19 protein-coding genes are annotated in these 21636 nt (G+C 63.4%); 7 read left to right on the plus strand and 12 right to left on the minus strand.

Annotation, left to right across the window (positions count from 1 at the left end):
• Window positions 1-157 precede the first annotated feature (157 nt).
• The gene (gene mazG / locus NJ75_RS01930; protein WP_039331011.1) at window positions 158-943 is read left to right on the plus strand and encodes a nucleoside triphosphate pyrophosphohydrolase; all 786 of its coding nucleotides are present in this window, start codon (window positions 158-160) and stop codon (window positions 941-943) included.
• On the opposite strand, the gene hflX is transcribed toward mazG, so the two are convergent.
• From hflX to dusB, 7 genes are all read right to left on the minus strand, one after another.
• Window positions 920-2269 carry a GTPase HflX gene (gene hflX / locus NJ75_RS01935; RefSeq protein ID WP_039331014.1) on the minus strand — a complete coding sequence of 450 codons (1350 nt, stop codon included), beginning with the start codon at window positions 2267-2269 and terminating at the stop codon, window positions 920-922. The genes mazG and hflX overlap by 24 nt on opposite strands.
• Complete coding sequence (hfq, locus tag NJ75_RS01940) at window positions 2266-2841, minus strand: RNA chaperone Hfq (RefSeq protein WP_082013224.1); 576 nt, start codon at window positions 2839-2841, stop codon at window positions 2266-2268. The genes hflX and hfq overlap by 4 nt, the downstream gene beginning before the upstream one ends.
• A 189-nt stretch (window positions 2842-3030) precedes the next feature.
• Window positions 3031-4416: a nitrogen assimilation response regulator NtrX gene (gene ntrX / locus NJ75_RS01945; protein WP_039331016.1), complete on the minus strand. Its 1386-nt coding sequence runs from the start codon at window positions 4414-4416 to the stop codon at window positions 3031-3033.
• A gap of 13 nt (window positions 4417-4429) precedes the next feature.
• Window positions 4430-6604 carry a sensor histidine kinase gene (locus NJ75_RS01950; RefSeq protein WP_039331018.1) on the minus strand — a complete coding sequence of 725 codons (2175 nt, stop codon included), beginning with the start codon at window positions 6602-6604 and terminating at the stop codon, window positions 4430-4432.
• A gap of 139 nt (window positions 6605-6743) precedes the next feature.
• On the minus strand, window positions 6744-8183 hold the full coding sequence (locus NJ75_RS01955; RefSeq protein ID WP_039331019.1) for a sigma-54-dependent transcriptional regulator: 1440 nt from the start codon (window positions 8181-8183) through the stop codon (window positions 6744-6746).
• The gene (locus tag NJ75_RS01960; protein ID WP_039331021.1) at window positions 8183-9298 is read right to left on the minus strand and encodes a two-component system sensor histidine kinase NtrB; all 1116 of its coding nucleotides are present in this window, start codon (window positions 9296-9298) and stop codon (window positions 8183-8185) included. The genes NJ75_RS01955 and NJ75_RS01960 overlap by 1 nt, the downstream gene beginning before the upstream one ends.
• Window positions 9295-10338, minus strand: a complete 1044-nt coding sequence (dusB, locus tag NJ75_RS01965) for a tRNA dihydrouridine synthase DusB (protein WP_039331023.1) — start codon at window positions 10336-10338, stop codon at window positions 9295-9297. The genes NJ75_RS01960 and dusB overlap by 4 nt, the downstream gene beginning before the upstream one ends.
• A 103-nt stretch (window positions 10339-10441) precedes the next feature.
• Between dusB and NJ75_RS01970 the strand changes: the two genes are divergently transcribed.
• From NJ75_RS01970 to NJ75_RS01980, 3 genes are read left to right on the plus strand one after another with little or no spacing between them, the layout of a single operon-like run.
• Complete coding sequence (locus tag NJ75_RS01970; RefSeq protein WP_052241858.1) at window positions 10442-11602, plus strand: bifunctional 2-C-methyl-D-erythritol 4-phosphate cytidylyltransferase/2-C-methyl-D-erythritol 2,4-cyclodiphosphate synthase; 1161 nt, start codon at window positions 10442-10444, stop codon at window positions 11600-11602.
• Between the two features lie 20 nt (window positions 11603-11622).
• Window positions 11623-12174, plus strand: coding sequence for a hypothetical protein (locus NJ75_RS01975; protein WP_156135680.1), 552 nt, complete (start codon window positions 11623-11625; stop codon window positions 12172-12174).
• A gap of 9 nt (window positions 12175-12183) precedes the next feature.
• Window positions 12184-12687 carry a CinA family protein gene (locus tag NJ75_RS01980; protein ID WP_156135681.1) on the plus strand — a complete coding sequence of 168 codons (504 nt, stop codon included), beginning with the start codon at window positions 12184-12186 and terminating at the stop codon, window positions 12685-12687.
• On the opposite strand, the gene NJ75_RS01985 is transcribed toward NJ75_RS01980, so the two are convergent.
• Both NJ75_RS01985 and lipA read right to left on the minus strand, forming a co-directional pair.
• A complete protein-coding gene (locus NJ75_RS01985; RefSeq protein ID WP_039331027.1) occupies window positions 12648-13109 on the minus strand; it encodes a type II toxin-antitoxin system RatA family toxin in 462 nt (153 codons plus the stop codon). The two genes, NJ75_RS01980 and NJ75_RS01985, sit on opposite strands and share 40 nt — an antisense overlap.
• Window positions 13110-13116: 7 nt before the next feature.
• Window positions 13117-14055 carry a lipoyl synthase gene (gene lipA, locus NJ75_RS01990; protein ID WP_039331029.1) on the minus strand — a complete coding sequence of 313 codons (939 nt, stop codon included), beginning with the start codon at window positions 14053-14055 and terminating at the stop codon, window positions 13117-13119.
• 66 nt (window positions 14056-14121) lie between these two features.
• Between lipA and NJ75_RS01995 the strand changes: the two genes are divergently transcribed.
• Window positions 14122-14772: a carbonic anhydrase gene (locus NJ75_RS01995; protein WP_039331031.1), complete on the plus strand. Its 651-nt coding sequence runs from the start codon at window positions 14122-14124 to the stop codon at window positions 14770-14772.
• Between the two features lie 75 nt (window positions 14773-14847).
• On the opposite strand, the gene NJ75_RS02000 is transcribed toward NJ75_RS01995, so the two are convergent.
• A complete protein-coding gene (locus NJ75_RS02000) occupies window positions 14848-16158 on the minus strand; it encodes a tetratricopeptide repeat protein (protein ID WP_039331032.1) in 1311 nt (436 codons plus the stop codon).
• A gap of 317 nt (window positions 16159-16475) precedes the next feature.
• Here NJ75_RS02000 and gyrA point away from each other — a divergent pair, with 317 nt between their 5' ends.
• Both gyrA and NJ75_RS02010 read left to right on the plus strand, forming a co-directional pair.
• Window positions 16476-19232: a DNA gyrase subunit A gene (gene gyrA, locus NJ75_RS02005; RefSeq protein ID WP_039331033.1), complete on the plus strand. Its 2757-nt coding sequence runs from the start codon at window positions 16476-16478 to the stop codon at window positions 19230-19232.
• The gene (locus NJ75_RS02010; protein ID WP_039331034.1) at window positions 19229-19582 is read left to right on the plus strand and encodes a DUF952 domain-containing protein; all 354 of its coding nucleotides are present in this window, start codon (window positions 19229-19231) and stop codon (window positions 19580-19582) included. The genes gyrA and NJ75_RS02010 overlap by 4 nt, the downstream gene beginning before the upstream one ends.
• Window positions 19583-19608: 26 nt before the next feature.
• Here the strand turns inward: NJ75_RS02010 and NJ75_RS02015 are convergent, their stop codons facing one another.
• Together NJ75_RS02015 and NJ75_RS02020 are read right to left on the minus strand one after the other, a co-directional pair.
• Entirely contained in the window at window positions 19609-20790 is a 1182-nt protein-coding gene (locus tag NJ75_RS02015; RefSeq protein ID WP_039331035.1) for a serine hydrolase domain-containing protein, read from the minus strand.
• 61 nt (window positions 20791-20851) lie between these two features.
• Window positions 20852-21601, minus strand: a complete 750-nt coding sequence (locus tag NJ75_RS02020) for an NYN domain-containing protein (protein WP_039331036.1) — start codon at window positions 21599-21601, stop codon at window positions 20852-20854.
• Between the last annotated feature and the right edge of the window lie 35 nt (window positions 21602-21636).

The following is a 21636-nucleotide window of genomic DNA, read 5'->3' on the forward strand; positions in this document are numbered from 1 at the left end:
TGAAAGACCCCCGTGACTGCAAGCCTTTCGCCATCACACTGGACACAGTTTACATGGACAGTTATGGTATCGGTATTAACATAATCATTATTATCAAATCTGATTTGGCCGGTTGGATCGACACCCTAACTCCGGTCAACCGAACCGGGAAAATACCATGAGCGCAGCTTCCACGCCCAATCTATCGCGGCTCCTAGCCATCATGGCCCGCTTGCGAGATCCGGCGCGCGGTTGCGAATGGGATTGCGCGCAGACTTTCGCAACGATCGCGCCGTACACTATCGAGGAAGCTTACGAAGTCGATGATGCCATCGCCCGCAACGACATGGCCGCGCTGAAGGAAGAACTTGGCGACCTGTTGCTTCAGGTCGTGTTCCATGCACGCATGGCCGAAGAGCTCGGTCTGTTCTCGTTCGAGGACGTGGCGGAAGCCATTTCCGCGAAAATGGAAGCACGCCATCCTCATGTGTTTGGCAACGAGGCTGACGAAGGCCAGTCGCGTGAGGACCGCTGGGAGAGCGCCAAGGCCGCTGAACGCAGGTCAAAGGGGGCGACCAGTGCCATGGACGGCGTAGCGCTGGCGCTTCCGGCGCTGATGCGGGCCGAAAAGCTCCAGAAGCGCGCTGTCAGGCAAGGCTTCGATTGGCCCGACCCATCCGGCGCAGCTGCCAAGGTTTATGAAGAGATACAAGAGCTTGCAGAAGCTTCCTCAGACTCTGAGCGCGTTGCGGAAGCCGGTGACCTGCTTTTTGCGGCGGTCAACCTTGTGCGCAAGCACGGCGTCGCGCCGGAAGAAGCGCTGCGCCAGGCTAACGCCAAGTTCGAGCGGCGCTTCAGGGGCATGGAGCAACTGGCCGAGGGCCGCTTTGCGCAGCTGACCCTCGACCAGCAGGAAGAGCTTTGGCAGGCAGTGAAAGCGTCAGAGCGCGGTGAAACGGCCTAGCTCACGCTGGGTCAACCGCACCTTGATGCGCAGCGCCGGATCGCCACCCGCAGTTTCCGCCTCGGCTTCCTCCAGGATATCGCCGTGGGCGTGCAGCCAGGCAATGCGCTGACCGTCTGACAAAGGAATCGTAAACTCCAGCATCTGCGCCCCGCCGGTGAGCATCTGGCCCAGCTGCTCGAGCAGCGCATCCACACCCGCGCCGGTCAAGGCCGAGATCGGCACCACCGGAACTTCGGCAATGCGCGCGGCAATGAGGTCCCGGCGCATCGCCTGCTCTTCGGCAGTCAGCAGGTCCCACTTGTTCCACGCCTCGACAATCGGGATCTTCGAGCCCCCTTCCCCGATCACATCAAGGTCGGCGAGGATCTGTTCGACTTCAGCCTTCTGATCCGCCGTCGCGGGATTGGAAACGTCGCGCACGTGCACGATCACGTCCGCCGCCGTGACTTCCTCGAGCGTGGCGCGGAAGGCCGCGACCAGTTGCGTCGGCAGCTCGGAGATGAAGCCCACGGTGTCCGACAGGATGGCCTTCTCGACGCCCGACAGCCGGATTGCCCGCATCGTCGGATCAAGCGTGGCGAACAGGAGATCTTCCGCCATGACGTCAGCGCCTGTCAGGCGGTTGAACAGCGTGGACTTGCCGGCATTGGTGTAGCCCACCAGAGCAATCACCGGCCAGGGCGCTCGCTGCCGCCGGTTGCGGTGGAGTCCGCGCGTGCGCCGGACCTGTTCCAGTTCCTTGCGCAGCCGCGCCATGCGTCCGCGGATCTGGCGACGGTCCGCCTCGATCTGGGTCTCGCCCGGGCCACCAAGGAAGCCGAAGCCACCGCGCTGACGCTCAAGGTGTGTCCATGATCGCACCAGTCGCCCGGCCTGATAATCGAGATGCGCCAGTTCGACCTGCAGCCGCCCCTCGGCAGTTGCCGCACGCTCGCCGAAGATCTCGAGGATCAGGCCGGTCCGGTCGATGACCTTGCGCTTGAGTTTTTCCTCAAGGTTACGCTGCTGGATTGCCGACAGCGAGCCGTCGACGATGACCAGTTCGGCGTCTGACTGGTTGCAGGCCACGCCGATGCGTTCCACCTGCCCCTCACCGAACAGGGTGGCGGGGCGGACGGCGCGGATCGGCAGAATGAAGGCATCGACCACTTCGATGCCGATGGCGCGGGCGAGGCCCTGCCCTTCTTCAAGGCGGCTTTCCGCATCCGAGCCAAGCCCCCCTCCCCGTTGCTTGATATCGGGGAGGACGACAACGGCGCGCGCGCCACGGGTGACTTCACCGGCTATTTCGCCGGTGTTGTTGCCAAATTCAAAAGTACTCAGGAATCCTCACCATCCCAGTCGCCGGTGAGATCAACATGACCGGCAGGCTGAATTGTCGAAACGGCATGCTTGTAGGCGAGCTGTACGTAACCCTCGCGCTCGAGCAGCATGCAGAAGAGATCATAGGACGCGACCTTGCCCTGCAGCATGACGCCGTTCACGAGGAACATCGTCACCTGCACGCCGGAATCGCGCACGCTGGACAGGAACACTTCCTGCAGCAAGCGGGCCTTCTTGCCGTTTTCCTCACCACCCGTCTGGAAGTGCGCAACCGAAAGCTGCTGCCCGGGCATGATCGTCGAGATCGCATGCTTGTAGACCAGCTGCGACTGGCCATCGCGGCGCAGCAGGATCGAGAAGTTGTCGAACCACGTGACGATGCCCTGCAGCTTGACACCCTTCACGAGGAACATCGTGACAGGGATCTTGTTCTTGCGCAGGTGGTTGAGGAAAAGGTCCTGAAGGTTCTGCCCCTTACCTCCGCTCGGGCCGGTTACCGGTGCCGAAGCTTCCGCGACTGGAGCGGGTTCGGGCTTGGGCCGAGGGCGGGCAGACAAGGTCTTTCCGGTCATTTCACGTGACTCCGTTTTCTATTGGCTCGGCCCTGCGGGGGCCTTCGCGATCTGGCCTTCGTGCTGATCGCACTCTGGCCGGGTTCATTGACGAGTTTATGTCCCCCCGCGCGTTCCGTAAACATGGGAAATTGCACAGGGTTCCGAATTAATGCGTATTCACACGCGCGAAATCAATCTGTCGCGCGATTATTCGTCGTCCTCATCCTCCCGACGCTCCGCCATTCCCAATAGCTTGAGCTTGCGGTGCAGGGCCGAGCGTTCCATGCCGATGAAGCTCGCAGTCTTTGAAATATTTCCGGAAAACCGCCTTATCTGGACCTTGAGATACTCGCGTTCGAAATTCTCCCGCGCCTCGCGCAGCGGCACGCCCATCAGGGCAGAACCTGCAGATTCTCCGCCCATCGGAGTGCTGACGATCTCTGACGGCAACATGTCCGAGTCGATCCGCGCCAACCGGTCACGCGGTGCCAGAATCACCGTCCGTTCGACAACGTTGCGAAGCTGACGCACGTTGCCCGGCCAGTCATAGCTTTGCAGGGCCGCCATCGCCTCGGGCGAGATTGCAGGCGGCGCTACGCCCTGTTCGCTAGCGTACCGGGCGAAGAAGTGGTCCACCAACGGCGGAATGTCGTCGCGCCGGTCGATCAGCGAAGGAATGGCAACCGGCACCACGTTCAGCCGGTAATAGAGGTCTTCGCGGAAACGCCTTTCGGCGATCTCCTTTTCCAGCGGGCGCGACGAGGACGAGACCACGCGAACGTCCACGCGCAATTGGCGATGGCCGCCAACGCGGGCAAACGACTGCTCGGTCAATACGCGCAGGATCCGCGCCTGGCTCGACGCGGGCATGTCGGACACTTCGTCAAGGAACAGCGTTCCCCCGTCCGCCATCTCGAGCAGCCCCGCCCTCACCAGCTTGCCGTCGATTTCCTCTCCGAACAGCTCCTGTTCAAAGCGCTCGGGCGTGATGCGGGCGGAATTGACGGTGATGAACGGGCTCTGCGCCCGCGGGCTCCAGGAATGGAGCAGGCGCGCCGCAACTTCCTTGCCGGAACCGGCCGGGCCGGTAATCAGCAGGCGGCTGCCCGTGTTGGCAACGCGCTTGAGTGTCGCGCGCACCTGGTTGATCGCCGAACTGTTGCCGGTGAACTCCTCTGCCATGGCAAAACCCTGGCGCAGGCGGGCGTTCTCTCGGCGCAGGCGCTCGGTCTCGGTCGCCCGTTCCACCAGCAGCAGCAGGCGCTCGGCCTCGAAGGGCTTTTCGAGAAAATCCATGGCCCCGCGGCTGATCGCGGAGACGGCCGTGTCAATGTTGCCATGCCCCGAGAAGATGATGACGGGCAGCTCCGGCTCGCGCTTCTTGATCTCGTCGAGGACTTCCAGTCCGTCCATCGGGCTGCCGTGCAGCCAGACGTCCAGCAGTACAAGGCTGGGCCGACGCTCGTCGATCGCGGCAAGTGCCGAGGTGCTGTCCGCCGCCATCCTGCAGCCATAGCCTTCGTCGGAGAGAACGCCTGCGACCAGTTCGCGGATGTCGCGTTCGTCGTCTACGATGAGGATATCGAGTGCCATTGCTTGGGTCCTGTCAGTCCTGTTCGGCCATTGCGCGTGATGAAGAAAGCGGGTCGCGGGCAAAGCGCATGGTCACGCGTGTCCCTCCGCCCGGCTCGGGGGTGAAGGCCATTTCGCCGCCGTGCTCCTCGACGATCTTGTGAACGATGGCGAGGCCCAGGCCGGTGCCCTTTTCCCGCGTGGTCATGTACGGTTCGAGAATTCGCTCGCGCTCCGCCGGTAGCCCGATGCCATTGTCGGTGACGCTGACGGTCACTGTGTCGTGGTCTCCTGCCAGGGTCACCGCCACGCGCCCACGGTAATCGACTTCCTCGCTCTTCGCCCGCGTTTCAATGGCTTCGACGGCGTTTTTCAGCACATTGGTCATCACCTGGCCGAACTGATGGCGATCGCACTGCAACGGCATCGACGCGGCATCGCAGGCGAAGCTGAAATCGATCCCCGTATGCGCCACTTCCTGCAGGAACAGGGATTGTCTGACGAGGTCGCTGGCGTCCTCGGTCCGGAAGACAGGCTTGGGCAGCCGGGCGAACGAGGAAAACTCGTCCACCATCTTCCTGAGATCGCCGACCTGCCTGATGATGGTGCTGGTCAATTCCTCGAACAATTCGGGATCATTCTCGATCTGGCGGCCATAACGGCGGCGCAGACGTTCGGTGGCCAGCTGGATCGGTGTCAGCGGGTTCTTGATCTCGTGGGCGATGCGGCGGGCCACGTCCGACCAAGCCGCGCGACGCTGATCGAGCAGTTGCCGGGTAATGTCCTCAAAGGTGATGACGTGACCGTTGCTGTCCTGCACGACGCGCACCGCCAGCGTGCGCAGGTCACCATCGAGCGGATACTGGATCACGTTGTTGGGCTGACCCGAGTTCACGAGCTGCGCGAAAACCGGCGAAACTTCCGCGAGGGGACGGCCGATCGGGTTCTGGGCCGCATCCGCAAGAAGCACGCGCTGTGCAGAGGAGTTGATCAACTGAACCGCGCCATCGCGCCCGATCGACACGATGCCCGCCGTGATCGATTCCAGAACGGCCTCGATGAACGCGCGACGCACCTCGAGCTGCGCATTGGCGGTAACGAGAGCTTGCGTCTGGCCTTCGAGCTGCTGGGTCATGCGATTGAAGGCACGCGCCAGCAGCCCCACCTCGTCGGTCCCGCTGCTCTGCGCCACGCGCATCGAGAAATTCCCGCTACCGATGGTTCGGGCTGCGGAAACCAGTTCGGCAAGCGGCGCCACCTGCCTGTCGGCAAAGCGCAGGGCTGCCCATACCGCAACCCCCACCAGTGCGAGGCTGACGCCGAACAGGGCAAGGTTGAAGCGCAGTTGCAGCGCCCTCGCCCGCGTCGTCAGCATGTCGTAGGACTTGAGCACGGTCTGCGCCCGCTCCCACTGCTGGAGCGCAAGTGCGTTCGACGTCCGCGCGGCAAAGAGATAGATGCCTCGGGCCTTGTCGATGGGCGTTACCGCCTCGATCCGCTCGGCCGATGCGCGGACGACCACGGCTTCGCCGGCATCGAGACGTTTCAGATCCGCCTGCGTCACGCGCTGCTGGCGGTCGGTCTTTTCGGGATCTACTATGGCGGCAGTGCGAAGCGTGCCGTCGCCTGCGCGTTCGAGGATCGCGGACTCGTTGAGCTGGCGACTGAGAACCTGGAAGGAGTACCCTTCGGCAAATTCGGTTGAGGTGATCGGCGCCTGGTCGAGGTAATCGCGAATGTCACCAGCCATGGTGACCGTTTCGTTGCCGACGTCGCGCAGCTTGTCCTCGTAATAGCCCCGCGCGAGCTTGTTTGCATTCTCCAGCATTCCGCGGGAATTGTCAGAGAACCAGAATTCGACGCCGGACTGGAACAGGAAAGAGGCGAAGATCACGACCAGAAGCGTCGGGATTGCTGCGATCAGCGAGAACAACCAGACCAGGCGGACGTGGAGGCGCCCGCTCGATCCAAGCACGCTTTGCGCGGCGCGTCTGATTGCCAGTCTCCGGCCCCACAGTATCTGGAGGGCCATGGCCGGGACAAGCGTTCCGATCAGAAGACTCGACGTGAGGCGCGAAGGCAGGATCTGGCCTTCGCTGCCGCTGCCGGTGACCGTCAGCCAGCTGACTGCCAGCATCAACGCAAGGACCGTAGAGGCCGCCACTTCGAGCAGGAAGAACACGTTTGCGCGGCGCAGGCCGACGGCCATTCGCCGCACCCATCGCGGCATCCTGCGGACCGTGACTCTAGACTCCTGCATCATCGTTGCATGGTCACAACACCACTGTTGCAGAAATGCAAGAGGAAACCGACGAGTGTCTGGCGGTGGACGACAAGTGTCGCAACCATCAGTCGCGCAGGGCGAAGTCCTCCGCAATAATGCCAAGCTCGGACAGCCGCTTCCGCAACGTATTGCGATTTATGCCGAGGATCTGGGCAGCGCGCAGCTGGTTGCCACCGGTCTGGCTGAGGATCGCTGCAAACAGGGGGCGTTCGAATGCGGCGAGCGCTGCGTCATAGACGTCTCCCGGTGCCGGACTGTTGCTCGAAAGCCAATGCTCTACAGCCACGGCGATGTCGCTTTGAGCAGATTCGGTCGTGTGCTGCAGTTCCTGAGCCGGAGAGCTGCCTTCAGCGTGAACAAGCAAGGGTTCGATCGCAGTGGCGTCGATGATCTCGTCGCGTGCCAGCAGGGCGAGCCGATAGATGAAGTTGCGCAGTTCGCGCACGTTGCCCCGCCACGGCTGGCGCGACAGCAGCTCGGCGCCGGACTGGGTCAACTGGCGGCGAGGCAGGCCTTCGGCTGCGGCATTCGCCAGAAAATGGCGGGCGAGAGCCTCGATGTCGTCTGCCCGGTCTCGCAACGGTGGCAGCTCGATCGGCACCACGGCCAGGCGATAGTAAAGGTCTTCGCGGAACGTCCCTGCGGCAATCATCGGCAGGAGATCGCGATTGGTGGCGGCGACGATCCGGCAATCCAGTGTGATCTCGTCACGCCCGCCAACGCGACGGATCCGTCCAGACTGCAAGGCGCGCAGCAGGCGCGTCTGGGCCTGCATGGGCATGTCGCCGATTTCATCGAGGAACAATGTGCCACCGCTCGCCTGTTCGAACTTGCCGATCGAGCGGGCAACTGCGCCCGTGAATGCACCTTTCTCGTGGCCGAACAGCTCGCTCTCGATCAGCTCGGCGGGGATGGCAGCGGTATTGACGGCCACGAAGGGCCCGGACCGGCGATTGCCGAGCTGGTGGATCGCTTCAGCCACAAGCTCCTTGCCCGTCCCGGATTCGCCCAGGATCAGCACGGTCAGATCGTTGCGCAAGACCCGCGTTATCATGCGGTAGACCGCCTGCATTGCGGCGCTACGGCCAACCAGCGGAAGGCCCTGCGTGACGTCCTGCGGCACGTCGATCTCGGCGGCTTCGGCCTTGCCGATGGCCTGCGTGACCGTGCGGACCAGTTCCTCGAGGTCGAAGGGCTTGGGGAAGTATTCGAACGCTCCGGTCTCGCTGGCGCGCACCGCCGTATCCAGCGTGTTCTGCGCTGAAAGGATAATGATCGGCATGGAGGGATGTGCATCGCGCACCGATCCCAGCGTTTCGATCCCGTCGCCGTCGGTCAGCATCACGTCGGTCAGCAACAGGCGATAGTCAGCGCCCGCAAGATGCCGGTCACGCCCAGCGACCGAATCGCAGTGATCGACGTCGAAGCCTTCGGCTTCAAGGGCAGCAGTGATGACGAGGGCGATCGAGGCGTCGTCCTCGACCAGAAGAACGCGCTTGGTCATCAGGGCACCGATCCGGCAACGGGGAGGTGAATACGGAAATGGGTGAGGCCGTTGGCCTCGTCCCGGTCATGCGTGATGCGCCCGTTCATTTCACGCACCAGCTTCTGGACCAGCGCAAGGCCAAGGCCCTGCCCGCTCTTTTTGCCGGTCACGAACGGTTCGAAGATGTGATCGCGCAGCTTGGGGTCGATGCCCGGGCCATTGTCTGACACGCGCAGCTCGATCGGCAGGCGCAACGGCTTTCCGCCCGGCCCGACATGCAGCTGGATGCCGCTGGCAAAGCGCGTACGCACCGAAATTCGCGGCTGCAGCTGGTGCTGGCAGGCTTCCCGCGCGTTGCTCAACAGGTTGAGCAGGACCTGCACCAGCGAATCCGCATTGGCTGTCACCGGGGGAAGCGATGGGTCGAACTCCTCCTCGATCACCACGTTCGAAGGGTGCCCGGCCACCAGCACCGCCTCGGCGCGCCGAACGGCCTCATGCAGGTTGCACTCCTGCGCCGGCTCGGCACTGCGGCGGGAGAGCGACTGCATCTGGTCGATCAGCTTGGCGATACGGTCGACCTCGGCCGTGATCAGCCCGGTCATTGCCCGGTCCCGCTCGCTCAGCTTGCGGTCGAGCAGTTGCGCCGCGCCGCGGATGCCGGCAAGCGGGTTCTTGATCTCGTGCGCCAGCACTTCCGGCGCACGCAGGGCCACGCCCTCGCCGCCGCCCGCGCCTCGCCCGTCGCCGGTCAGCGCCTCGACGCCGACGCCTTCGTGCAGCATCAGCAATTGCCAGCCCGGACAATGGGTCACCGGGCTCGTCATCACGTCGAACGTGCGCACCGGCTGCCCCATGATCCGCACGCCCACGCCGCGTGCAAATAGGTTCGCCTCGCCATCTGCCAGACGCCCGAGGATCAGCGGTTCCTCGAATTCGAACAGTTCCGCCACGGACTTGCCGACCAGGCGCCGGTAGCTCTGGCCCATCAGTTGCTCGGCGGCGGGGTTGACCGAAGCCACCACCAGCTCCGGATCGAGCTGCAACAGGGCGAGCGGCAGGCTGGCGACGACGCGCTTGGGATCGGGCTTCTGCCCGGGCTCGGTCCTGCGCCAGTCGGGCAGCAAGCTCATGCCGCCGCGCGCTGCCCCACCTGTGCCGAAAGGCTGTGCTCGATCGCGCGCTTGTAGAAGTCGGCCAGGTTGGCGAGCACCGCCTTGGGGTCGTCGATGAAGTTGACCTTGTTGCGGAAATCGGCCGAACCGTGGAGGCCCCTGGTGTACCACCCGATGTGCTTGCGGGCCATTTTGACCCCGGTGACCGTCCCGTAGTGCTCCTGCATCGCCTCGTAGTGTTCGACGATCAGCGCATACTGTTCGGGGAGAGTTGGATCGGCCAGGCGCTCGCCCGTCTCCAGCCAGTGCATGACCTGGCCGAGCAGCCAAGGCCGCCCGTAGGACCCGCGCCCGATCATCACGCCATCGGCACCGCTCTGTTCGATCGCAGCGGCAACGTCCTCGATCCCGCAGATATCGCCATTTACGATGACCGGGATCGACACCGCGTCCTTCACGCTGCGCACGAAACCCCAGTCGGCATTGCCCTTGTACATCTGGTTGCGGGTGCGGCCGTGGACCGTGATCATCTTCGCACCGATGTCTTCGGCAATCCGCGCGAGTTCCGGCGCGTTGAGGCTGTCATGGCACCAACCCATGCGCATCTTCACGGTCACCGGCACCTTCACCGCCTTGACCGTTGCCTCGATCAGGCGTGTGGCGAGCGGGATGTCACGCATGAGCGCGGAACCGGCATCACCATTGACCACCTTGCGCACCGGGCAGCCCATGTTGATGTCGATGATCGCCGCGCCCTGCTGCTCGACCAGCTTCGCCGCTTCGGCCATCTGCGCCGGGTCACAGCCCACCAGTTGCATCGAAACCGGCTCTTCCATCGCATGCCAGGCTGCCTTCTGGATCGACTGGCGCGTCTCGCGGATGGCAGCCGGGCTGGCGATCATCTCGGTCACGTTGAGACCCGAGCCGAAGCGACGCACGATCGTGCGGAACGGCAGGTCCGAAACCCCGGTCATCGGTGCGAGCACGACCGGGCAATCGACCGTTACAGGGCCGACCTTGATGGGCTTGAGCACGGGCGGGACGGGAGCGTCGGACATCGGGATCAAATCTGCCTAAAAAACAGGCAGGCGCTTAGTCGATTACAGGTGAAACGGCAAGACGGTTGCTCATCCGCCCCAAGCGCTGGTAGAGGCGCCGCGAATGAGCGATCCCCTTCCCTCCCGCACCGGGCCGGTTGCCGCCGTCGTCGTGGCCGCGGGCAAGGGCTCGCGCACCGGCGGCAGCGTGCCCAAGCAGTTCGTCACATGGCGCGGAAAGCCTCTCGTCCGCCATTCGGTCGAAGCACTGGTGGAAGCGGGCATCGCCCCGATCGTCGTCGCCATACCACAGGGCTTTGAGGCCGAGGCGGCGCAGGCGCTGTCGGGCCTTCCCGGCATCAGCTTCACGCACGGGGGCGCCACGCGGCAGGAATCCGTCCGCCTCGCCCTGGAAACACTGCAGCACGACGCGCCCGCGCGCGTGCTGATCCACGACGCGGCACGCCCAGCTCTGCCACAGGCCGTGATCGCTTCACTTCTAGGCACTCTCGACCGTGGCCTCGCCGCGATCCCGGTCCTCCCCGTGGTCGACAGCATGATCCGCGGTATCGACCACGCGATGGCGCAAAAGGTCGTGCGCGAGGAACTCTACCGCGTCCAGACCCCGCAGGCCTTCGACTACGCCGCAATCCTCGCCGCGCACCAGGCGTGGACCGGCGAGCCCGACGCGGGCGACGATGCACAGGTTGCCGCCTCAGCCGGCATTAATGTGCTGCTTGCCAATGGCGACGAAGTTCTGCGCAAGATCACATTCGCCGCCGACCTTGAGGAACAGGACATGACCCGATTGCCCCGCACCGGCATGGGCTTTGACGTGCATCGCCTGGTCGAGGGCGAGGAGCTTTGGCTCTGTGGCGTGAAGATCGCGCACAGCAAGGGGCTGTCCGGCCATTCGGACGCCGACGTTGCAATCCATGCACTGGTCGATGCGCTGCTGGGCGCCGTGGCCATGGGCGATATCGGCGATCACTTCCCGCCATCCGACCCGCAGTGGAAAGGCGCATCGTCCGACCGCTTCCTCGCGCACGCTGCACGTCTCGTCCGGGAAGGCGGGTACGAGATCGGCAACCTGGATGTCACGATTATCTGCGAGGCCCCGAAGATCGGGCCGCACAAGTTCGCGATGCGCGAGGCGCTTGCCCGGATTCTCGGGATTGACTCAAGTGCCGTCTCGGTCAAGGCGACGACTACGGAACGCCTTGGCCTTACCGGCCGGGGCGAAGGTATCGCGGCACAAGCGGTGGCGACGGTCGTCCCCCGCTGATCCGCAGGAGCAAAGACGTTATGGTCTCTTCCCGTATTCTTTTCGGCGCGCTTGCAGGTGCAGCGCTCATGCAGGCCCAGATGGCGCAGGCCGCAACAGCAACGGCGCCTTGTCTCAGTGAAAGCGAAGTGACCGCGCTGGTCGGGTACGCCCTGCCCTCGGTCATCGATGGCACGATGAAGGGCTGCAAGCCGCACCTAGCCGCAAATGGCTACTTCGCCACCCGCGGCAGCGAATTCCTGAACCGCTATGCCGCGCGCAAGGATCAGAACTGGCCGCTCGCCAAATCCGCATTCCTCAAGCTTGGCGGTTCGAAGGACGCCAAGATGGCGGACATGATGCAGAACCTGCCCGACAATGCCGTCCAGCCCTTCGTCGAGGCGATGGTCAGCGAAATGGTCAGCGGCGAGATCAAGCCCGATCAGTGCACTGCTATCGAACGCGGCGTGCGCATTCTCTCGCCCCTTCCGCCGGAAAACACGGCAGAGCTGGTGACCTTCATCCTGGTCATGGCGGACAAGCCGAAGCCCGGCAAAGCCTCGTCGTTCCCGATCTGCAAGCCGGCGGCCTGATCAATGCCGATGGAAAGCCTGCTTCCTGAAGAAATTGGCGATCTTGCACGTCGCGTGATTGCCGAGAATGCCGCTCTCGGTCGCAAGGTCGCGGTAGCCGAAAGCTGCACCGGCGGGCTTGTCGCTGCGGCCCTTACCGAAGTCCCCGGCAGCTCCGCCGTGCTCGATCGCGGCTTCGTGACCTATTCGAACGAGGCCAAGAACCAGCTTCTCGGCGTATCGGAAGATCTCATCGATACCTTCGGTGCAGTTTCGATCGCCGTCGCGTGGTCGATGGCGCAAGGGGCGCTCAAGAAGTCCGGGGCCGATGTCGCCGTGGCCATCACGGGCGTGGCCGGGCCGGATGGTGGTTCGGAACAGAAGCCGGTCGGAACCGTCGTCTTTGCCTGCGCCAAGCGCGGCGAGGACCCCGAAGCAACCAACGCGGAGCTCAAACTGTTCGACAGCGCCAGCACGCGCGCCGAAGTGCGCTTTCAGGCGACGCTCACCGCGCTGGAACTCTTGCTGCCGTAAAGCTGCTCGGCCCTCTTCTCGAACGCGGCGACCATCTTGCGGAACGCCGCGTCGAGATACTGCCCGGCGAGCTTTTCGAAGATCGCGCTGCGGAACGTGAAATCGACGCAGAAGTCGATCACGCACCCCCCGTCGGGCCCTTCCCGGAACGTCCAGTCGTTCTCGAGCCGCTTGAGCGGGCCGTCAATGTACTCGACCTTGATCGACCGCGGTCGGTCCTTGACCACGCGCGAGGTGAACTTCTCGCGCAGTGCGCTGAAGCCTACGAGCATGTCGGCGATCATCTCGCTATCGCTATCGGACTTGATCCGGGTGGCGACCACCCACGGCAGGAACTCCGCATAACGACGCACGTCGGCAACAAGGTCGAACATCTGTTCGGCCGACCATTGCAGCGTCCGGGTTTCGGTAATCCTGGGCAAGTCAGGCCTACATTCCGACCTTGGCAGCAGCCTTGGCCAACTGGGCATCGCGCGCGGCGCGCATCGCGCGGAAATCGTCGCCTGCGTGATAGCTGGAACGGGTCAGCGGGCTCGCCGCAACCTGCAGGAAGCCCTTGGCGCGCGCGATCGAGCCATACGCCTCGAATGCCTTCGGCGTAACAAAATCGATCACCTTGGCGTGCTTCGGCGTCGGCTGCAGATATTGTCCCATGGTCAGGAAGTCGATCTGCGCTGAACGCATGTCGTCCATGACCTGGTGAACCTCGAGGCGCTCTTCACCAAGGCCCAGCATGATCCCCGACTTGGTGAAGATGCGCGGATCGTGGCGCTTGACCTGCTCGAGCAAACGCAATGACGCATAATAGCGCGCGCCTGGACGGATCGTCGGATAGAGGCGGGGGACCGTCTCGAGATTGTGATTGTAGACGTCCGGCCCCGCCTCGACGATCGATTCGACGGCCGCTTCCATCTTGTTGCGGAAATCGGGCGTCAGGATCTCGATCGTGGTGTTGGGTGTGAGCTCGCGCAGAGCCTTGATCACCTTGACGAAGTGGCCGGCACCGCCGTCGGGCAGGTCGTCCCGGTCGACCGAGGTGATGACGATGTGCTCAAGCCCCATCTTCGCCGCAGCCGTCGCCACGTTCATCGGCTCCATCGGATCGACAGCGCGCGGCATCCCGGTCTTCACGTTGCAGAACGCACAGGCGCGGGTGCAGACCTCGCCGAGAATCATCACCGTGGCGTGCTTCTTGGTCCAGCATTCGCCGATGTTCGGGCAGGCCGCTTCCTCGCACACGGTGTTCAGCCCGAGTTCGCGCATGAGGGCGCGAGTCTCGCCATAGCCCTTGCTGGTCGGAGCCTTGACGCGGATCCAGTCGGGCTTGCGCTGGCGTTCGGGGCGGAGATTCTGGGCCGGTTCGGTCATGGCGCCCAGATAAGCCGTTACGCCAGCACTTGAAAGACCCAATCTATGTGGTCATTAGCTCAGGCCATGACCCAGGCATCTCCCGAACTCGACCGCCTCATTGCAGGCTATCGCCGCTTCCGCGAAAGCGGCTGGACCCCGAAGCTTGAGCGCTGGCGCGAACTGCGCGAGGGTCAGGAACCGCAGGTGATGATCATTGCCTGCTCCGATAGCCGGGTCGATCCGGCACAGATCTTCGATGTCGATCCGGGCGAAATCTTCGTGGTCCGCAACGTGGCGGCTATGGTGCCCCCGTTCGAAACCAATCCCGGCCATCACGGCGTCTCGGCGGCGCTTGAATTCGCGGTACAGGTGCTGAAGGTCAAGGAAGTCGTGGTCATGGGCCACGGCATGTGCGGCGGCTGCAAGGCAGCCCTGACACAGAGCCTCAAGGGCACTGAGCCGGGTGAAGGCGGCTTTGTGGCTGACTGGATTTCACTGCTCGACGATGCACGAGAGGACGTCGTCTCGCACTTCGGGACCGAAGGACATGAAGCCGAGCGGGCGATGGAGCAGGCCGGCGTTCGTGCCAGCCTTGCCAACCTGCGCACATTCCCGTGCGTTCGCCGCAAGGAGGCGAGCGGCGAGCTCAAGCTTCGCGGTGCATTCTTCGCGATTTCAGACGGCGTGCTGCATGTGCTGGACGAACCCAGCGGAGCATTCGCTCCGGTCAACTGACCACGGCAATCGCTCCAGAAGCAAAAAAGGGCGGCCTGCGAAGGCCGCCCTTTTCGTTTGCCAGAAGCCTCAGGCTTACTTTGCCTGGGTGTTGGCGAAAGCCAGCCACAGGCGGCCGAGCGTTGCACGGGCGCCGCCGACTTGGGCAAAGGTCGCCTTGGCGTCGGCGAACTTGTCCTGGTCGAGCTGCGCGATGCCGAGGCGAGTCAGGGCACGGTCCTTGTCGATGCCACCCTTTTCGATGGCCATCTTGTAGAACTCTTCCGCCTTGGCGGCTTCGTCGTACGAAAGGTACGCATCGGCCATGGCCATCGGGCTCTTGCCGTCCTTGGCAGCGCGGGCTTCCTTGTCCAGCGCCGGGAGCGAGGCCTTGTCAGGCGCGATGCGGCCCTTGGCCTGCGAGATGGCGTCCGTGACGAAAGCATCGTTCGCCTTCAGCACGCCGGCCTGCACGCCCATGTTGGCAACCTTCAGCACTTCGCCCGGCAGACGACGCGGGTCAGCTGCTTCGATGTACTCGACGTATTCGCGCTCGACGTACTTCGGATCGTTCTGGAAACCGCCCGAACGCATCAGCAGACGGCCTAGGTCCAACGACTCCTGGTTGGTGAACTGGCTGAACTCGCGAACCAGCTGACCGGCACCGAGCCAGTTCAGCGGGGTCGGGTTGTTTTCCACCATCAGGGTCGACCATTCGATCGCCTGCGGCCCGAGCTTGTTCTTGTAGGCAATCAGGTTTGCACGCTTGAACCAGCCTTCGGGCACTTCGGCACCGGCTGCCTTGCGCGCATCCAGTGCCATCTTCAGCGCGGTCAGCGCTTCAGCGTTCTGGCCCTGCTGCGAGTACGAGTCCGCCAGCAGCTCGGCTGCCGTATCGTCCTTGTAGTTCGCCTGGACAACCGGGGTCAGCGCCTTGACGGCGGTGGCGTAGTCCTTGTTCGAATAGGCGAAGTTGCCGAGGTAGAACTGGTACTCGGTCACGTTCGCCGCCGGAACCTGCCCGCTGTCGAGCATGTTCTGGATGCCGCGCTGGCGCATCGCGATGTCGTTCAGCGTACCGCCGATGCTGACAGCCCACCCGCCTGCCGCCATGCGGTCGAGCGGTGTCTTGATCGCTGCTTCGGCAGCAGCGAGTTCAGCCGGAGCGTTGGCCAGCAGCGCCTTCTGCGCAGCGGCATCGGCACCCTTCTTCTTGGCTTCATCAAGCGCGGTCACGGTCTTCTGGATCGGGCCGGCAGCGGCCACGAATTCCTTCGAGTAGCTGGCCTTCTCGGCCTTGGCTTCCTTTTCCTTGGCGAATGCCGCGGTCGACGTGACCGACAGTGCGCCGGCCGAAAGCGCGAGGGCCATCGCCGTCTTGCCAATCAGTCCGAAAGTAGCACGCATAGAAATCGTCTCCTGTTCGACCGGATGCGTCTGGCGGAAGCGACCCTGCCCCGACACCTTCGCACCCCGGTGTCCTCTCACCTCTGGTCGATCCCGCTAGTGGCGCGGAATTGGGCCCTTGGCAACGGTTTGCGCACTATCCTTTTCACGGTGAACGCCATTTGAATGGCGTCTCGTCCGAATATTCATGCATCTGGTCGCAGGTGTGGAAAACCGGCTTCGTTTCAGGCCCACCGTGGCCCGATTGCTGGCTATCGTGCGGCAATTGGCCTAGGGCCATCTTTCATCCCTTGTAGCTATAACGAAAAGCAGTTCCCGTGAGCGACGACACCACGATCATCGACCCCCCAGTCCCCGCCCCGGAAGGCGAGTTCCAGCGGATCGACATCGTCGACGAGATGAAGACCAGCTACCTCGATTACGCGATGAGCGTGATCGTCAGTCGCGCGCTGCCCGATGTGCGCGATGGCCTGAAGCCGGTCCACCGTCGCATCCTGTGGACCAGCCACGAAAACGGCTTCGTCTCGACCAAGGCCTATCGCAAGTCCGCCCGTATCGTCGGCGATTGCATGGGCAAGTATCACCCGCACGGCGACGCCGCGATCTATGATGCCCTTGCGCGCATGACGCAGGACTGGTCGATGCGCCTGCCGCTGATCGATGGGCAAGGCAACTTCGGCTCGATGGACCCCGATCCGCCGGCCTCGATGCGCTACACCGAAGCGCGCCTTGCCAAGGTCGCGGATTCGCTGCTCGGCGATATCGAGAAGGACACGGTCGACTTCATCCCGAACTACGACGGGTCGGAGCATGAGCCGCAGGTCCTGCCCGCGCGCTTCCCCAACCTGCTGGTCAACGGCGCGGGTGGCATCGCCGTCGGCATGGCCACGAACATTCCGCCGCACAACCTCGGCGAAGTGATCGACGGCTGCCTTGCCTACATGGACAACCCGCTGATCTCGATCGACGAGCTGATCCAGATCATTCCAGGGCCGGACTTCCCGACTGCCCCGCTGATCCTCGGCACCGCGGGCGCCCGCAAGGCCTACCATGAAGGCCGCGGCTCGATCATCATGCGCGCCCGCCACCAGATCGAGGAAGGCCGGGGCGATCGCCGCTCGATCGTGCTCACCTCGATCCCCTATCAGGTCGGCAAGTCCGGCCTTGTCGAAAAGATCGCCGAAGCCGCCAAGGACAAGCGGATCGAGGGCATTTCCGACATTCGCGACGAATCCAACCGCGAAGGCGTGCGCGTCGTCATCGATCTCAAGCGCGATGCTACGCCCGAAGTCGTCCTCAACCAGATCTGGCGCAACACCCCTGCGCAATCGAGCTTCCCGGCCAACATGCTCGCCATCCGTGGCGGCCGTCCGGAAGTCCTCAACCTCAAGGACATCATCGAAGCCTTCGTCCGCTTCCGCGAAGAGGTCATCACCCGCCGCACCAAGTTCGAACTGAACAAGGCGCGCGATCGGGCGCATATCCTGCTCGGCCTCGTCATCGCGGTGACCAACCTCGATGAAGTCGTGCGCATCATCCGTGGCTCGCCGAACCCCGCCACGGCGCGCGAAACCCTGCTCGCCCGCGAATGGCCGATGGGCGAGATCGCGCAGTACATCAAGCTGGTCGAAGCCATCGAAGACATCGGCGTGGCCGATGCTGCCACCTATCGCCTGTCCGAAATCCAGGTCCGCGCCATCCTCGACCTGCGCCTCCACCGCCTGACCGCTCTGGGCCGGGATGAGATCGGTGAAGAACTCGAAGGCCTCGCCACCGCGATTGCCGAATACCTCTCGATCCTGGCTGACCGCGTGAAGCTTTACGGCGTCATGCGCCAGGAACTGCTCGAAGTCCGTCAGGCCTTCGCCACGCCGCGCCGCTCGGAATTGACCGCGCCTGCCGATGGCATCGAAGACGAAGACCTGATCGAGCGCGAGGACATGGTCGTCACCATCACGCTTGACGGCTATATCAAGCGCACGCCGCTCTCCACCTTCCGCGCCCAGAACCGGGGCGGCAAGGGCCGGTCGGGCATGGCGACGAAGGACGAGGATGCCGTGGCGACGATGTTCGTCACCAGCACCCACACTCCGGTCCTGTTCTTCTCGACTGCGGGCAAGGTCTATCGCCTCAAGGTCTGGCGCCTGCCCGAAGGGGGGCCGACCACGCGTGGCCGCCCCGTGATCAACATGCTTCCGGCGCTCGACAAGGACGAGACCATCGCCACCGTGCTGCCGCTGCCGGAAGACGAGGCGGAATGGGGCAAGCTTTCGGTCGTCTTCGCCACGGCCAAGGGCAATGTCCGCCGCAACTCGATGGATGCCTTCGCCAACATTCCGTCGAACGGCAAGTTCGCGATGAAGTTCGATGAAGACAGCGACGATCGCCTGATCGGCGTCGCCCTGCTCGAAGCAACGGACGACGTGCTGCTCGCTACCCGCGCCGGGAAGGCCATTCGCTTCGCAGGCGACGAAGTCCGAGAATTCACCAGCCGCACCTCCACCGGCGTGCGCGGCATGACGCTTAAGGGCGACGACGAGGTCATCTCGCTGTCGATCCTGCACCGCGTCGGCACCACGCCTGACGAGCGCGAGGACTACGTCCGCTTCGCACCCTGGAAGGGCGAGAAGGAAGGCGAACCGGCCTTGTCGGCCGAGCGCTATGCCGAACTTCAGGCACGCGAACAGTTCATCCTTACCGTCTGCGCCAATGGCTACGGCAAGATGTCCTCGGCCTATGAATACCGCCGCACCGGACGTGGCGGTCAGGGCATCACCAATATCGACAACATTGCCCGCAACGGCCCGGTCGTGGCCAGCTTCCCGGCGACGCAGGCCGACCAGCTCATGCTCGTCACCGATCAGGCCAAGCTGATCCGCCTGCCGCTCGATTCGCTTCGCGTGATCGGTCGCGGCTCGGCGGGCGTGCGCCTGTTCAACGTCTCGGGCGACGAACATGTCGTCAGCGCCGTGCGTCTTGCCGAAGGCGAAGGCGAGGATGCCGAGACGACCGAGCCCAGCAGCGGCGATGAAAGCGCACCCCCCGCCGCACCGGAAGACGGCACCGCCGAATGACTGACCTCCCCCTCCTCGCCTACAAGGTCCTGACCGGCCCGCAGATGGCGCAGCTTGAAGCGGACGGCGTGTTCAAGGGTGCCGCGGTCGATCTGGCGGATGGCTACATCCACCTGTCGACCGAGGCGCAGCTGACCGAAACCGTCGACAAGCACTTCGCAGGGCAGGACGATCTCCACGTCGCCGCCGTCGATCTCGCCGCACTTGGCTCTGCGGTAAATTGGGAGCCGTCGCGCGGCGGCCAGCTTTTCCCGCATATCTACGGCGATCTGCCGTTGAATGCAGTCGTCGCCTATTCTCCGATGGAGCGGGATCAGGACGGAACGGTCAGGTTGCCGATCGCAAGCTGACCGTCTGGGCTAGGGCGGAAACCGCTCTAGTTGCCCGCGTCGATCAAGGCCTGAACTTTCCGATAGAAGCTTTCGCGCGCCTCGGGCTGTGGTCCGGCGCTGGCGCGCGGCCAATCCGAATTGCTGGCAATCACCAGTTTGCGCTTGGGGTCAATGAAGATGCCCTGGCCGAAGATGCCTTGGGCGGCGAAAGTGCCATCGTCATTGGTCCACCACTGGAAGCCATAGCCGCGCCCTGCCCGGCCGATATCCCTCTGCTTGGTCGTCGCCTGTGCGAACCAGTCCGACGGCACGATCTGCCTGCCATCGCGCCCCTTGCCACCGTTCAGCACAAACAGGCCGAACCTTGCGTAATCGCGTGTCGCGGCCTGCAGACAGCAACCACCGATCTCGAGCCCGGTCTTCCCCAACAGCCACGTCGCCTCGGCTTCCATTCCGGCAGGTTGCCAGACCTTCTCCTGCAAATAGGCGGACAATGACTTGCCGGTGGCCGAACTCACAAGCACGCCGATCAGGTTGGTCTCGCCAGTGTTGTAATGCCACACCTCCCCGGGCGGATGGGCGCGCGGCAGCTTGCGCATATAGCTGACGGTGGCATCGAGGCCGTCCTCCGGCTGGGCCCGATTGAACTCGGCAACATCCGACTTCGGGTCTTCGTAATCCTCGTTCCAGCGTACGCCTGATGACATGGTCAGCAGCTGTCGCACGCTCACGTCATCGTAAGCGCTGCCCTTGAGGCCAGGAATATACTGGCTGACCTTGTCGTCCAAGCTCCTGATCGCGCCATCCTGCAAGGCTGCGCCGACAAGGGTCGAGGTGAATGACTTCGCCACCGAAAAGCTGGTCCAACGACCCTTGGCATCGAAGTCCAGACCGTAGCGCTCCAATCGCACTTTGCCATCCTGCACGATCACCAACCCCGCCGTGCGCTGGCTTGCCATGTATTCGTCCAGTCCCGGCACGGTCAGCGGCTTGCCTGCTGGAAGAGGCAAAGGTTCGGCCGCAGGCGCAATCGTGTTGGCCTTGGCCAGAAACGGCAACCTGTCCATCGCCCGGAAAGCCGCATCACGCTGCCCTTCCCGCCAAGACAGCACGTCGGCATTGGTCGGTAGCGCAAGAAGAATTCCCCGCGTTTCCTTGTCAAGCGAGGCAAACCCGGCACCTCCGGCCAGCACGACCGCTCCTAACAAAACCCACCGCTTCCGCATCCACCGCTCCCGTTATTGACACTTGGGACAATAGCGAGCGCTGGCAGGGCGGCAAGTGACGTCAGGCCACCAACCGCACCTGCGATTGGGTGGAACCCGCAATCTTTTCAACGGCGAAGCGGCCGTCCTTCTTGAACACTTGCAGCCAGCTCCTTGATCCGAACGAGGCGGGTTGGAGCTTCGCCTTGCTCAGGACGGTAGCGAGCTCCGGCAATGCCACCCATTCCCGCTGGCTGGCCAACTCGTTCAAAGCTTCCCTGACTTTGGCCCAGTTGGCGGCTTCCGATTTGGACGGCTCTTGCGGGGGCTTGGCTTTGGTCGCAGCTGCCGTTGGTTTCTCGACTTTCTCAGAGGATGTTGCGGCAGCCTTCCTCGTGTTCAGAACGATATGGTATTTCGAGCAACTGTTTCGGAGTTTCAGGTCAGCGGCATCACCGCCGAAACCATGCACTTCGGCGCCCTCCCTGCGCAGAAATTCGACAAGTGGCTGAAAGTCACGGTCATTCGATGCAATGCAGACGCAATCAAACCCCTTGCGCAGGACGATTTCGACTGTCTCGACAGCCAAGGCGATGTCGGTGGTGTTCTTCTTGTTCTTTGAAGGTGTAACCTGTCTCACATCGAGCGGATGGTCTTTGGAATGGTCTATCCATTCGCCATTCGCCCCGTTTGCAAAGTTTCCATAGACACGGCGCAACTGCACGTCCCCCAACGACGTTGCGATCGCTTCAATCTTTGACATCGTGCTTGCGGGCACGTTCTCGCCATCAATCATGATGGCAACACGCTTCTTGTTCTGCACAGTATTCATCAATGTGCTTATTGCGGCAGAAGGCTAACGAAATC

It is taken from the genome of Novosphingobium subterraneum, from assembly GCF_000807925.1.
GTDB classification, from domain to species: Bacteria; Pseudomonadota; Alphaproteobacteria; order Sphingomonadales; family Sphingomonadaceae; genus Novosphingobium; species Novosphingobium subterraneum.

Coding starts and splice junctions, on each gene's coding strand:
- mazG (WP_039331011.1), top strand. CDS start 158: ATGAGCGCAGCTTCCACGCCCAATCTATCGCGGCTCCTAGCCATCATG.
- hfq (WP_082013224.1), bottom strand. CDS start 2,841: ATGACCGGAAAGACCTTGTCTGCCCGCCCTCGGCCCAAGCCCGAACCC.
- ntrX (WP_039331016.1), bottom strand. CDS start 4,416: ATGGCACTCGATATCCTCATCGTAGACGACGAACGCGACATCCGCGAA.
- NJ75_RS01950 (WP_039331018.1), bottom strand. CDS start 6,604: ATGGCCGTCGGCCTGCGCCGCGCAAACGTGTTCTTCCTGCTCGAAGTG.
- NJ75_RS01955 (WP_039331019.1), bottom strand. CDS start 8,183: ATGACCAAGCGCGTTCTTCTGGTCGAGGACGACGCCTCGATCGCCCTC.
- NJ75_RS01960 (WP_039331021.1), bottom strand. CDS start 9,298: ATGAGCTTGCTGCCCGACTGGCGCAGGACCGAGCCCGGGCAGAAGCCC.
- dusB (WP_039331023.1), bottom strand. CDS start 10,338: ATGTCCGACGCTCCCGTCCCGCCCGTGCTCAAGCCCATCAAGGTCGGC.
- NJ75_RS01970 (WP_052241858.1), top strand. CDS start 10,442: ATGAGCGATCCCCTTCCCTCCCGCACCGGGCCGGTTGCCGCCGTCGTC.
- NJ75_RS01975 (WP_156135680.1), top strand. CDS start 11,623: ATGGTCTCTTCCCGTATTCTTTTCGGCGCGCTTGCAGGTGCAGCGCTC.
- NJ75_RS01980 (WP_156135681.1), top strand. CDS start 12,184: ATGGAAAGCCTGCTTCCTGAAGAAATTGGCGATCTTGCACGTCGCGTG.
- lipA (WP_039331029.1), bottom strand. CDS start 14,055: ATGACCGAACCGGCCCAGAATCTCCGCCCCGAACGCCAGCGCAAGCCC.
- NJ75_RS01995 (WP_039331031.1), top strand. CDS start 14,122: ATGACCCAGGCATCTCCCGAACTCGACCGCCTCATTGCAGGCTATCGC.
- NJ75_RS02000 (WP_039331032.1), bottom strand. CDS start 16,158: ATGCGTGCTACTTTCGGACTGATTGGCAAGACGGCGATGGCCCTCGCG.
- NJ75_RS02010 (WP_039331034.1), top strand. CDS start 19,229: ATGACTGACCTCCCCCTCCTCGCCTACAAGGTCCTGACCGGCCCGCAG.
- NJ75_RS02015 (WP_039331035.1), bottom strand. CDS start 20,790: ATGCGGAAGCGGTGGGTTTTGTTAGGAGCGGTCGTGCTGGCCGGAGGT.
- NJ75_RS02020 (WP_039331036.1), bottom strand. CDS start 21,601: ATGAATACTGTGCAGAACAAGAAGCGTGTTGCCATCATGATTGATGGC.